The sequence below is a fragment of the Nonomuraea sp. PA05 genome (genome assembly GCF_008086045.1).
In the GTDB taxonomy this organism is placed as follows: domain Bacteria; phylum Actinomycetota; class Actinomycetes; order Streptosporangiales; family Streptosporangiaceae; genus Nonomuraea; species Nonomuraea monospora.
Genome location: NZ_VSEY01000081.1, coordinates 19132 through 31654, shown reverse-complemented (window position 1 = coordinate 31654; position 12523 = coordinate 19132). Strand labels below are relative to the sequence as shown.

Sequence of the window (12523 nt, the reverse complement as noted above, 5' to 3'; positions counted from 1 at the left end):
CCCCCAAAAACAACCCCGCGCCTGCTCTCGGGCCGGGGGGGCGCCCGGCCGGTCCTCCTCCTGGCGGGGGGCGGCGGGGCCCCCTCCCCCCCCCCCCCCCCCCTCCTCCCCCCCCCCCCCCCCCGCCCCACCCCCCCCCGCCACGTCCGAACCACCGCCCGCCCCCGCCGAGTCGGACGAGCCCGCCCCCACCGAGACCCCGCAAGACACCCCGGCGACCTCGAAGCAGGCCCAGCCCGGCTCGCCGATCACCCACCAGGAGTTCACCGACTGGAACTTCGCCCTGGGCGGCATCAAGTTCAAGGCCGACAAGGTCGGCGGCTGGACCTACAGCTCGTGCGCCCCGGTCGACGGCCAGGGCGTCCTGGTCAAGAACAGGTGCCGGCGGGCGGTGCAGCTCGCCTACTCCGCCTACAGCGGGCACCTCAAGGCCGTCCAGGTCCTGATGGCCTTCCCCACCGGCCAGGCCGCCAAGACGGCGGCGGACCGGCTGGCCAAGCTGTCGTCGGACGCGGTCAAGTGGCGCCAGGACAAGGCGCTCACCAGCTACGTCTACGGCAAGATCCTGTCGGGCGCGTCCAAGAACTACGTGGTCGTCACGATCGTCACGGCCGACAAGTCGGCGAAGGCCATGGCGCCGAACTTCCACGCCTACCTGCAGACGGACCACACGAGCTACTTCGAGCTGCGCGACCAGACCATCACGAGCTGACCCGCCCCTAGGGCACGCGGCCGGACGCCGATACCGTCGGCACCATGTTCGACTCGCACCACGACAGCATCGAGATGACCAGGCCGGCGGGGCACCGATGATCGGCGCCATCGCGGACGACTTCACCGGCGCGACCGACGTGGCCGTGGCGCTGCGCCGCCGGGGCATCCGCACCCTCCTGTACTTCGGGCTCCCGCCGCAGGGCGCCGAGTTCCCCGAGCACGACGCCGTCGTGATCGCGCTCAAGACCCGCACGGCCCGCAAGGCGGACGCGGTGGCCCGTTCCCTGCGCGCGCTGCGCTGGCTGCGCGCGCACGGCGCCGCCGATCAGGTCTACTTCAAGTACTGCTCCACCTTCGACTCCACCCCCGAGGGCAACATCGGCCCGGTGCTGGACGCGCTGGCCGACGCCATGGAGGCGGCCGTCGTCCCCATGACGCCGAGCTCCCCCGAGCACGGCCGCACCCAGTACAACGGCTACCTGTTCGTCGGGGACGTGCTGCTGGGCGAGTCCCACATGCGGCACCACCCGCTCACCCCGATGACCGACTCGTACCTGCCTCGTCTGCTGGAGGCGCAGAGCGCGTACCGGTCGGGGGTGGTGACGCTGCCGCACGTGCGCGGGCAGTCGGTCGGGCGGCGGCTGGCCGAGCTGCGCGAGCAGGGCGTGCGGTACGCGTTCGTGGACGCGCTGGAGGACGAGGACCTGATGACGGCCGGTCGCGCGCTGGCCGGCGCGCCGCTGGTGGCGGGGGCGGCGGGGCTGGCCGGCGGGCTGGCCGCGGCCCGCGCGGGAGAGGGACGCGGTGCGGCGCCCGCGCCCGAGCCGTCCGGCCCTGCCGCCGTGCTGGCGGGCAGTTGCTCGGCCCGCACGCTCGAACAGGTCAGCGCCATGATCCAGGCGGGCAGGCCTGCCCACCGGCTCGACGCGCTGGCCGACCAGGACGCGGACTCGCTCGCCAGGCGCGCCCTGGCCTGGTACGACGCCCTGGACGAGGACGCGGGCGCCCCGTTGATCTACTCGTCGCTGGAGCCCGCGAAGCTGCGCCGTGTCCAGCAGGCACTCGGCGTGGACCGGTCGGCCGCGCTCCTGGAGGCCGCCATCGGCCGCATCGCCAGGGGGCTGGTCGAGCGGGGCGTCGCCCGGCTGGTCACGGCGGGCGGCGAGACGTCCGGCGCGGTGGTGAGCGCGCTCGGCGTGCCCGGCGGCGTGATCGGAGCGGAGGCGGCGCGCGGCGTGCCGTGGATCTTCGCCCCGTCCGGTCCCGCGCTGCTGCTCAAATCCGGCAATTTCGGCGAGCCTGACCTGCTGCTGGAGGCTTCGCGCTGAACAAGTCGCTCGCCGATCCGGACAACTGATCGTTACGCTGGCTGCATATTCGCCGTATCGGAGGAATATGGAGAGCTCATGGCGTTTCTCCTTTCCGGGGCGATCCTTTGATCCCCCGGCTGTTTTCCCGGCGTCCCTTCGACAGCGCGTTATTCTGCGGTTTTCTCGGCGTGGCCGGCCTGCTCGTCATCGCGGAGGCGGCCGGCCGGCTGGGGCTCGTTTCCACCGTGCAATTCCCGCTCGCCTCGACGGTGCTGGTCACGGCGGCGGGGCTGGCGGCCGACCCTGAATTCCTGCTGGACGTCGGCGCCACCTTCGCGGCGTGGGCGCTGGGGCTGACGCTGACGGTCGCGCTCGCCGTGCCGGCGGGGCTGCTGCTCGGCAGCGTGCCGGCGGTGGAGCGGGCGTTGCGGCCGGTGATCGAGTTCCTGCGGCCGATCCCGTCCGTGGCGCTCATCCCGCTCGCGGCGTTCGTGTTCACGGAGCGGCTGGACATGAAGCTGGCGATGATCGTGTACGCGGCCACCTGGCCGATCCTGATCAACACCATGTACGGCCTCAGGGAGGTCGATCCGGTCGCCAAGGAGACCCTGCGGTCGTTCGGCTTCGGGCGGCTGGCGGTGCTGCTGCGGGTCTCGCTGCCGAGCACGGCCCCGTTCATCGCGACGGGGGTGCGGGTGGCCGCCACGATCGCGCTCATCCTGGCCATCAGCACCGAGCTGCTCGCGGGCGGCTCCGACGGGATCGGCGCGTTCATCAACCTGGCGGGCAGCAGCCCCGACGGGCTCACGCTGACAGTGGCCGCCACCGTCTGGGCGGGGCTGCTCGGCGTCGCCACGAACGGCGCGTTCGTCCTGGCCGAACGCCGCGTCTTCCACTGGCACCCGGGAGCGTCCGCATGACCGTGCTCAGGCGCCTGGCCGGGCTGTGGATCGTGCCGGTGGTGCTGCTCGGCTGGGAGCTGGCCACCCGCGCCATGCAGCACCCGTTCTTCCCGCCGCCGTCGATCATCCTCGCCCACATGCGCGAGCTGTGGTTCACCGGCTCCCCCACCCGGCTCTGGCTGAACGACACCGCCCTGGCCAACTTCCCGCAGAGCCTGAGGCGGCTGCTGGCGGGATGGGCGCTGGCGGGCGTGGGCGGGGTGGCGGCCGGCGTGGCGATCGGGCGTTCGCCGCTGCTCTACCGCTTCCTCGACCCGATCATCCAGTTCGGCCGGGCACTCCCCGCACCGGCGTTGCTGCCGATGTTCCTGGCGCTGTTCTCGACGGGCACCCGCATGCAGATCGCCACGATCACGTTCGGGATCGTGTGGCCGGTGCTGTTCAACGCGGCCGACGGGGCGCGCAGCGTGGAGCCGCAGCACCTGGACACGGCGCGGGTGTTCGGGCTGACGCGGGGCCAGCGGCTGCTGCGGGTGATCCTGCCGTCGGCGGCGCCCAAGATCTTCGCGGGGCTGCGGCTCAGCCTGTCGCTGGCGCTGATCCTCATGGTCATCGCGGAGTTCTTCAGCACCGAGGGCATCGGATTCCAGCTCAGAGCCGCGCAGCGGGCGTTCGACCTGCCGGGCGTGTGGGGGGCGATCGTGCTGCTCGGGGTGCTGGGCTATCTGCTGAACCAGGGCTTTCTGCTGCTCGAGAAAAGGGCGCTCATCTGGCATGACGCAAAAATGTAGCGACTTTGACACAGGTCACGGTTAGGCTCGCAGATCGGCCTTTGCCTAAACGCGTTTACTCCCTGAGGAGCGTTCATGTCAGGTCAGCGATTCCTGCCCGCCCTCTGCGTCGCCGCATTACTGCTCACCGCGTGCGGCGGGGGCGGAAATTCGGTCCAGCGAACCAACGGCCCGGAAAAGGCCGAAATCAGGATCGGGATGTTGCCGCTGCCGGAGGTGGCGCCCATTCAGATCGCCATCGACAAGGGCTATTTCGCCGCCGAAGGGCTCAAGGTCGAGACAGAGCTGATCTCGGGCGGGGCGGCGGCGATGCCCGACCTGGTCTCCGGCAAGCTCGACGTGCTGCACAGCAACTACGTCTCCGCCCTGCTCGCCTCGGCCAGCGGCACCGTCAAGGTCAAGATCGTCGGCGACGCGTACGCCGCCCAGCCCGGCAACTTCCTGCTCATGACGAAGAAGGGCTCCCCGATCACCCAGGTGGCCGACCTCAAGGGCAGGACGGTCGGCGTGAACACCCTGAACAACATCTCCACCCTGTCCGTCAGCGCCCTGCTCAAGCCCGCCGGGCTGCGGCCCGAGGACGTGAAGTTCGTCGAGCGGCCCTTCCCCGAGATGGCCGGCGCGCTGGAGAGCGGCCAGGTGGACGTGGCGCTCCTGCCGGAGCCGTTCCATCAGGCGGCGGCGAAGACGCTCGGCGCGGTCATGCTCAGCGACCTGTTCACCGGGCCGCTGGCCGACTTCCCGATCGCCGGTTACCTGGTCACGGACACCTTCGCCCAGCAGAACCCGAAGTCCGTGGCCGCCTTCCAGCGCGCCCTGCGCAAGGCGACCGAGCTGGCCCGCTCGGACTCGGCCGAGGTCACCGCCGCGCTGCAGAAGTACACCAAGATCGACCAGGCCACGGCCTCGACGATGAAGCTCGGCGGCTTCTCCACGGCGGTGGACCCGGCGCGGGTGCAGCGCGTGGCGGACCTCATGCTCGAGTTCGGCTACCTCAAACAGCGGTTCGAGGTGTCCTCGATCCTGGCCGGGGGCGCCTCCGGATGAGCGCGGGCGGGGCCTGTCGCACCCCACCGTGACGGGCCCGGCCGCTACCCCAGCAGACCCAGCTTGCGGGCCTCGGCGGCGGCCTGGGTGCGGGTGGAGACGCCGAGCTTGCCCAGGATGTTCGACACGTGCACGCTGACCGTCTTCTGCGCGATGAACAGCCGCTCCGCGGCCTCCCGGTTGGTCAACCCCTCGGCGACCAGCCGCAGCACCTCGACCTCCCGCGCCGTCAGCCCGGCATCACCGGACCCGGCCCCGGACGCGGAACCGGAACCGTGCCCGGCCCCCTGCCCCGGCCCGGCGAAGCGGGCCCGGCGCCCGAAGTCGAGCAGCGCGTTCTCCAGCGGCACGGCCCCGAGCCTGCCCGCCGCCTCCCTGGCCAGCTCCCACTCCGCCTGCGCCGCCTCGCGCTCACCGGCGGCCAGCAGCGCCTCGGCCAGCCGCCAGCGGGCCCGCGCGCTCTCGTACACGAACCCGAAGCCGAACGCCTCCACGACCTGCCGCCACAGCTCCACGTCGTACCGCCCGTGCACGCGGTGCCACTCGGCCTCCACGCGCAGCGCCCAGGCCCGCCCCTCGGGCCCCAGGTGTACGCCCTCGCCCGTGGGGCCGGACTCGATGGCCAGCCGGGCGTGGGCGCGCAGGTCGTCGGCGCCGTCGGTGACGCCCAGGTCGGCCAGCGCCCACAGCCCCACGGCGGCCATCCGGATGTTGCCCGCGTCGCCGTCGATCTGCGCCGCGATGACCGCCCGCACGTGGTCGAGCGCCGCCGCCGGGTCGCCGCGCCACAGCGCGTGCTCGGCCGCCAGCCCCCTCGACATGTACGAGACCAGCTCGTCGGACCAGAAGGGCCGCAGCCAGCTCAGCCGGTCCTCGACCGCGGGCAGGCCCCGCGCCACTTCGATGAACAGCGCGAACGACGACAGGGTCGCCTCCGGCACCGTGCCCACCCTGGCGCCGAAGCCGACCGCGACCGCCTCCGCCTGGTCCCACTCGCCGGCCACGTAGTGGATGAGGAAGCGCAGGAACCGCAGGTCGGTGCCGTAGGTGCTCCACTTGAGCCCGTTCTCGGAGGCCACCTTGATGCCGTCGTCGGCCACCTCGGCGGCGTGCGCGAGCAGCCCCTGCTCGTAGTGGATGCGGGCGTGGTGGAAGCGCGCCCGCAGGTCCATGGCCAGGTCGCCGCTGGGCCTGGACATGGCCGAGTCGACCAGCTCGTGGGCCCGCTGCACGTCGCCGCGGTACTCGACGACGATGGCCTGGGTGAGCATCGCGCCCACCTCCGCGTCCCTGGCCCCGGCCTTGCGGGCGGTCTCCAGCGCCCCGTTCGTCAGGGCCTCGACCTCCTGGTGGCGCGGGCTCCACACCAGCGTGCGGGCCTTGGTGGCCATGGCGCGGGCGAGGGCCGCGTCGTCGTCGGCGCTCGCCACCGCGCGTTCGGCCGCCGCGATCGCGCCTTCCGCGTCGTCCGACTCGTACAGATAGTAGGCGAGCCGCTCGCTCACCTCGGACGTCTGGGGCAGCGCCTTGAGCTGCACCACGGCCCGGTGCTTGTCGCCGCTGTCGGCGGCCATGACGGCGCTGCGGAAGGCCAGCTCCAGGCGGGTCTCCCCGGCCAGCCGCTCGGCGTCGTCCACCCGGTCCCACAGGCCGAGCGCCCGGTCGTAGTGACTGTGGGCCTCGGCGGGCGCGCCGACCCGCTCGGCCTCCCTGCCCGCCTCGACGGACGCGGCCAGCGCCCCTGCCAGGTCGTGCCCCGCGAGGTGGTGGTGGGCCAGCTCGGCCGGGGAGGTGAGCAGGCGGGCGAGGGCGGCGTGCAGCCGGGTGCGCTCGCCAGGCAGCAGGTCGGTGTAGACGGCCTCCTGCAGCAGCGCGTGGCGGAAGGTGTAACCGTGGCCCCGAACCTTGAGCAGCCCGCGCGAGACGATCTCCCTGACCGCCTCCTCGAACTCGTCCAGCGGCAGCCCCGACACCTCGCGCAGCAGCTCGTCCTCCACGCGGCGGCCGGCCACGGCGGCGGCCCGCAGCACCCGCTGACCGGCCTCGGAGAGCACCTCGACCCGCGACATGAGCAGGCTGGCCAGGCCGTCGGGCAGGCTGTCGCCCTCGGCCATGGCCGCGAACAGCTCCTCGGCGTAGAACGGGTTGCCGTCGGCGCGGGAGACGATGAGCCCGAGCCCCTGGGCGTCCACCTCGCCCAGGGTGGTGACGTAGTCAGACATCTCGCCGGAGCCCAGCGGCCCCAGCTCCACGCTCATCACGGTGGGCAGGCGCTTCAGCTCGGCCAGCACGGAGCGCAGCGGATGGCGGCGGTGCAGGTCGTCGGTGCGGTAGGTGCCCACGACGCAGACCCGCTCGCTCTGCACCATGCGGCTGAGGAAGACCAGCAGGTCGCGGGTGGAGCGGTCGGCCCAGTGCAGGTCCTCGATCACGAAGAGCACCGGCTGCACGTCGGCGAGCAGGCTGAGCAGCGAGCCGAACAGCCGCTGCTGGGTGAGCCCCGCCGACGGCGCGCTCTCCGTGCCGGGCAGGAGCTGGCCCAGCATGGGGTGCGCGGCGGCGGCCTCACGCACGACCGGCTCGGCGCCGCGCAGGGCGTCGGCCAGCGGCAGGTACGGCAGCGCGTCGCCGAGCTCGGCACACTGCCCGACCAGCACGTTGAACCCGCGCTCGCGGGCCTCCCCGGCCAGCTCGGTGATCAGCCGGGTCTTGCCGATCCCCGCGTCACCGCCGACGAGCGCCACTCCAGCGACGCCGTCGCCGGCCGCGGCCAGCACGCGCACCAGGCCTGCCAGCTCAGTGGAGCGCCCGACAAGGAGACCGTTCACGTCAGAAACTATGCCATGACGCTCTGACAGCTGATTGGTCCGGGATTCCAGTGGGAGATTGGCTCTCTTTCGACAGACCAAAACCATCCTACGCTGCTCCTTTGTGATATCCCCCGCAACCTTCGCGCTCTTCCTCACAACCTCGGCGGTCCTGGTGCTCATCCCGGGGCCGAACCACCTCTACATCACCGCCAGAGGCCTCTCCCAGGGCCGGGCGGCGGGTCTCGTCAGCGCGCTGGGCGTCGAGGTGGGCACGCTGCTGCACATCGCGGCCGCTGCCGCGGGCCTGTCGTACGTGATCGCGCAGTCGGCCACGCTGTACACGATCATCAAGTGGGCCGGCGTAGCCTACCTGGTCTACCTGGGCATCCGCGCGTTCACCACCGGCAAGGCGGTGGAGGCGGGCCGGCCTGAGCCGCAGCCGCTGCGCAAGGTGTTCGTGGAGGGCCTGCTGGTCAACGTGTTCAACCCGAAGACCCTGCTGTTCTTCCTGGCGCTGCTGCCGCAGTTCGTGCACCCGGAGTCGGGCTCGGCCGCGCTGCAGGTGGTGGTGTTCGGCCTCACGCTGCTGCTCCTGGGGCTGATCTCCGACGTCGTGTACGCCCTCACCGCCGGCGCCCTGGGCAGGCGGCTCGACCGCGCGGCCAGGAGCATGCGGTACGTGAGCGGCGTCGTCTACCTCGGGCTGGGGGTGCTCACGGCGTTCACCGGGAGAGCGTTCACCGGGAGAGAATGAGCCGCATGGCGCCGAGGAAGCAGCAGGAGATCTTCGATGCGACGATGCGGCTGGTCGCCGAGAGGGGCTACGACGGGCTGACCGTCGAGGGGGTCGCCGAGCGCTCGGGCGTCAACAAGACGACGATCTACCGGTGGTGGCCGTCGAAGGCGGCGCTGCTGGGGGCGGCGCTGGTCGAGTCGGACGTGCTCGGCTTCGACCCGCCCGACACGGGGAGCCTGCGCGGCGACCTGGTGGCGCTGGTGGAGGGCGTCAGGCGGCTGCTGACCGAGCCGCCGGGCAGCGACATCGCGGTGGCCGCGCTCGGCGCCGCCGTCCGCCATCCCGAGCTGGACGCGCGGCGCTTCTTCGCCGACCGGTTCGCCAGGGAGCGGGAGATCTTCGAGCGGGCGGTGGGCCGGGGCGAGCTGGCGGCGTCGGTGGACCCGATGCTCATCGTCGATCTGCTGGCGGGCGCGGTGTGGATGCGGGCGGTCTTCCGCGGGCTGCGGCTGGACGACGACTTCGCCACCGACGCGGTCGCGGCCCTGCTCGACGGCATCTAATAGCCGACCGTTTCTATGACGGTCGGCATCGGTAATATCACCAGTCATGCCCGTGATCCATTGATCCCCCTGACCCCCTGTGCGAAGGTCGCGGCACCGAGTCGAGCGACCCCAGGAGGATTCATGAAGCTCGGGCAGCTCATCCGACGCGCCACCGCGACCGGGGCGGGAATCGTGCTGGCCGGCACGATCCTGACCGTGCCGGCCGCGCCCGCGCAGGCCGCCCCCGGAGGCTCAGGACCCTATCCGGCCGACTACGAGACCACCCTGCGCCTGCCCCGCCACACGGTCTACCGCCCCGCGACCCTGCCCACGGGCGTGCGGCTACCCATCGTGGCCTGGGGAAACGGCGCCTGCCGCGCCGACGGCACCTGGTTCGAGAACTTCCTCAAGGAGCTGTCGTCCCACGGCTTCCTGGTCATCGCGAACGGGCGCCCCGGCGGCACCGGCAGCACCGACGCCGACATGCTGATCGACGCGATCGACTGGGCGATCGCCGAGAACAGCCGCACCACCAGCAGGTACCGCGGCAGGATCGACACCACGAAGATCGCCGTCATGGGACAGTCGTGCGGCGGACTCGAAGCATATGAGGTGTCGGACGACCCGCGCGTGACAACAACCGGCATCTGGAACAGCGGCATCATGAGCGCGCTGGACAAGGCTCAGCTCTCCCGCCTGCACGCGCCCATCGGCTACTTCATCGGCGGGCCCAGCGACATCGCCTACGAGAACGCGCTCGACGACTGGAACCGGCTGCCCGCCGGGCTGCCCGCGTTCATGGGCAACCTGGACGTGGGGCACTTCGGCACCTACTCCCAGCCCAACGGCGGCGAGTTCGGCCGGGTGGGTGCGCTCTGGCTGAAGTGGCAGCTCAAGGGCGACGCCACGGCCAGGGCCGCGTTCGCAGGGCCGAACTGCGGGCTCTGCGCGGGGCCGTGGCAGGTCAGGCAGAAGAACCTGTCGTGACCGGCTAGAGCGACAGCGCGGCCGGGATGCGGTCGAGGACGGGGTGCGGCACCAGCCCGTACGCGTAGAAGTCCACCGCCAGCGCCCCGGCCGCCTTGGCCCCGCGGGCCTTGGCCACCAGCCGGTCGGTGGAGTCGCTGTCGGGATACCCGGGCCGCAGCACGGCCCGCACCTCGCGGTCCTTGCCCACGGACCGCAGGTAGGCGCCCACGTCGTCGGCCACCCGCGCCGCGTCACGCGCGTACGCCAGCACCCCGAAGGCGGGCACCAGATCGCCCAGCGCCACCAGGTCCACCCCGAGCTGCCACGCGTCGTGCGCGGCCAGACCGGGCGTGGGGAGCCCGTCGGTGTACCCCTTGACCGCCCCCGTCGAGTCGATGAACACCAGCTTCGAGCCCTCGGCCGCCACCGCCGAGGCCACCTCCGACACCAGCGTGGTGACCGTCTCGGAGCGGGCGCGGGCGTAGGCCACGACGTCGGGCCCCGCGTACGCCGTCAGCGCCGCCCTGGTCACCTCGCCCTGCGCCGGCGGGTCGCCGTCGAAGACGCCGCCCACGATCCGCGCGCACTCCTCGCGCGCCACCTCGGCGTTCACGCCCAGGTCGGTGGCCCTGCGCATGCAGTAGTCGCAGAAGCAGAGCGCGAACAGGTAGGCGTCCATCGGCCCGAGCGGCACGAAGGAGCGCTGCGGCTTGAGCGGCCTGAAGTGCAGCGACTCGGCCACCACGCTGTCGACCCCGAGCCTGGCCACCGCCCTGGCCAGCGCGACGGCGTAGTCGCGCACGTCCGGGTGGGCGGGGCACAGGTCGGTGAGCGAGCCGCGGTCGCCGAAGCAGTCGCGTACGGTCACGTCGGGATGTTCGGTGCCGATCGTGGCGTTGCGCAGGAAGACCGTCCAGCCGTGCAGCTTCATGGACCGTTTCGCACAAGCCTCGCGAAGCCCGTCGAAGGCATCCAGGTAGCCGGGCACCGGAGCCAGCCTGAGCCCGTCGAACAGCTCCGGCGGCGGGGTGAAGTGCGCGCCGTCGTGGCGCAGCGTCAGCCGGGACAGCCCGTGCGGGGTGACGTCGCGGGAGGCGTGGTGCACGGCGCCGACGGTGATGCCGGACACGCCGTACCCGCTGATCCTGTCGAGCACCCGCTCGACGCCCTCGCCGCGCAGGTCCTCGACGAAGACGTACACCGAACTGTCCACAAGCAGACCTTAAGCGCTCTTGTGCGCGACGAAGTCGATCTCCACCAGGATGTCCATCAGGTCGGACCCCACCGTGGTACGTACGGGGTACGGCTGGTTGAAGTACGACTTGTACACCTCGTTGAACGCGGCGAAGTCGCGCTTGAGGTGCTGCAGATGCACCGTGGCCTTGACCACGTCGTCGAAGCCGAGGCCGTGGGCGGCCAGGATGGCGCCGAGGTTCTGCATGGTGCGGTGCGTCTGGGCGGCCACGTCGTCGCCGACGACCTCGCCGGTCTGCGGGTCGAGCGGGCCCGCGCCGGAGGTGTAGACGAAGTCGCCCACGACGAGACCCTGGGAGTAGGCGCCGACCGGGGCGGCGCCGTCCGTGGTCCGGAGCTCCTTTTTCACTGCATCTCCTAGAAGTTCGTGCTTATCGTGCCAACGACACGGTAGTCCCGGTCCACCAGCGGCAGAACTCGCCACTTGTCGAACGCCGTGCAGGGATGGGAGATGCCGAAGGCCAGCAGATCACCGGGCTTGAGCCCGGTGGCGCGGACCACGGTGTGCTGATCCTGCATCTTCACGATCGTCACGCCGCCGCGGCGCGGGATCGGCAGGCCCTCGTCGTAGGGGGCGTCACGCTTGCCCATGCCCACGATGGCCAGCCCCGGCTCGGGCACGGACAGCACGTGCGCCCACACCTCCAGGGCCGGGCGCAGCTCGCCGTCGATGCGGTTGAACGGCGTGCGCTCGCGGTAGTAGCCGTCGTCGTGGGTGACGTAGGCGCCGCTGCGCAGCAGGATGCGGGCCTGGGTGGCGACCAGCTCGCGGCCGATCACGTCGAACCACTGGCTGCCGCCCACGGTGAGCACGGGGTTCTTCACGCGGACGTACTCGACGGCCTCCTGCAGCCCGTCGAGGTACTTGCGCACCTCCGCGCCCGTGCGTAGCCCGCCCTCGTAACCGGCCACGCCCGCCAGCTCGACGCCGGGCGTGGCCTGCGCGTACGAGGCCACCTCCAGCAGCTCGCCGAGCGTCCTGCAGCCGGCCCTGCCGCCCTCGTGCCCCAGCTCCACCAGCACCCTGAACGGCCGGGAGCCGGCGTGCGCGGCCAGGATGTCGACGCCGGCGACGGAGTCGGCGAAGCTGAGCAGCTCGAAGCCCGGATCCCGCTCCAGCTCGTGGGCGGCCCAGGTGAGCCCGGCCGGATCGACGATCTGGTTCGCCACCAGGACGCGGGCGGCGCCGAACGACCTGGCCGCCACCGCCTGCCGGGGCGTGGCGACCGTGAGACCCCACGCGCCCGCCGCGAGCTGCATCGCGGCGATCTCCGCCGACATGTGCGTCTTGGCGTGCGGCGCCAGCTCCATGCCGTGGTCGCGGACGAACGCCGCCATCGTCGAGACGTTGTGCTCCAGCGCGTCCCGGTGCACCACCATCGCGGGAAATTCGAGCCCGCCGTCGAAGACCGACTGACCGAGGATCGCCGGCACAACACCCCCTC

At 72.0% G+C, this 12523-nt stretch carries 12 protein-coding genes; 8 read left to right on the top strand and 4 right to left on the bottom strand.

Annotated elements, in window-relative coordinates:
* The 5 genes from FXF51_RS62315 to FXF51_RS58790 form a co-directional block, all read left to right on the top strand.
* A partial coding sequence (locus FXF51_RS62315; RefSeq protein WP_222871982.1) for a hypothetical protein occupies window positions 1-712 on the top strand: 712 nt, incomplete at its 5' end.
* Between the two features lie 97 nt (window positions 713-809).
* A complete protein-coding gene (otnK, locus tag FXF51_RS58805) occupies window positions 810-2042 on the top strand; it encodes a 3-oxo-tetronate kinase (RefSeq protein WP_148443576.1) in 1233 nt (410 codons plus the stop codon).
* 170 nt (window positions 2043-2212) lie between these two features.
* On the top strand, window positions 2213-2944 hold the full coding sequence (locus FXF51_RS58800; RefSeq protein ID WP_262380630.1) for an ABC transporter permease: 732 nt from the start codon (window positions 2213-2215) through the stop codon (window positions 2942-2944).
* On the top strand, window positions 2941-3717 hold the full coding sequence (locus FXF51_RS58795; protein WP_148443575.1) for an ABC transporter permease: 777 nt from the start codon (window positions 2941-2943) through the stop codon (window positions 3715-3717). Before FXF51_RS58800 ends, FXF51_RS58795 begins: the two co-directional genes overlap by 4 nt.
* A 75-nt stretch (window positions 3718-3792) precedes the next feature.
* Entirely contained in the window at window positions 3793-4764 is a 972-nt protein-coding gene (locus FXF51_RS58790; protein WP_148443574.1) for an ABC transporter substrate-binding protein, read from the top strand.
* Window positions 4765-4808: 44 nt separating this feature from the next.
* Here FXF51_RS58790 and FXF51_RS63625 read toward each other — a convergent pair whose 3' ends face one another.
* Window positions 4809-7592 carry an ATP-binding protein gene (locus FXF51_RS63625; protein ID WP_316247684.1) on the bottom strand — a complete coding sequence of 928 codons (2784 nt, stop codon included), beginning with the start codon at window positions 7590-7592 and terminating at the stop codon, window positions 4809-4811.
* 103 nt (window positions 7593-7695) lie between these two features.
* Between FXF51_RS63625 and FXF51_RS58780 the strand changes: the two genes are divergently transcribed.
* The 3 genes from FXF51_RS58780 to FXF51_RS58770 all read left to right on the top strand — a co-directional run bounded on the left by FXF51_RS58780 (window position 7696) and on the right by FXF51_RS58770 (window position 9842).
* On the top strand, window positions 7696-8328 hold the full coding sequence (locus FXF51_RS58780; RefSeq protein WP_148443572.1) for a LysE family translocator: 633 nt from the start codon (window positions 7696-7698) through the stop codon (window positions 8326-8328).
* Between the two features lie 5 nt (window positions 8329-8333).
* The gene (locus tag FXF51_RS58775; protein ID WP_148443571.1) at window positions 8334-8873 is read left to right on the top strand and encodes a TetR/AcrR family transcriptional regulator; all 540 of its coding nucleotides are present in this window, start codon (window positions 8334-8336) and stop codon (window positions 8871-8873) included.
* Window positions 8874-8996: 123 nt separating this feature from the next.
* Window positions 8997-9842: an alpha/beta hydrolase gene (locus tag FXF51_RS58770; protein ID WP_148443570.1), complete on the top strand. Its 846-nt coding sequence runs from the start codon at window positions 8997-8999 to the stop codon at window positions 9840-9842.
* Window positions 9843-9846: 4 nt separating this feature from the next.
* Here FXF51_RS58770 and FXF51_RS58765 read toward each other — a convergent pair whose 3' ends face one another.
* From FXF51_RS58765 to FXF51_RS58755, 3 genes are read right to left on the bottom strand one after another with little or no spacing between them, the layout of a single operon-like run.
* Complete coding sequence (locus FXF51_RS58765; protein ID WP_148443569.1) at window positions 9847-11037, bottom strand: hypothetical protein; 1191 nt, start codon at window positions 11035-11037, stop codon at window positions 9847-9849.
* A gap of 9 nt (window positions 11038-11046) precedes the next feature.
* Window positions 11047-11427, bottom strand: coding sequence for a RidA family protein (locus tag FXF51_RS58760; RefSeq protein WP_148443568.1), 381 nt, complete (start codon window positions 11425-11427; stop codon window positions 11047-11049).
* Between the two features lie 8 nt (window positions 11428-11435).
* Window positions 11436-12512: an alanine racemase gene (locus FXF51_RS58755; protein WP_262380629.1), complete on the bottom strand. Its 1077-nt coding sequence runs from the start codon at window positions 12510-12512 to the stop codon at window positions 11436-11438.
* Window positions 12513-12523 lie beyond the last annotated feature (11 nt).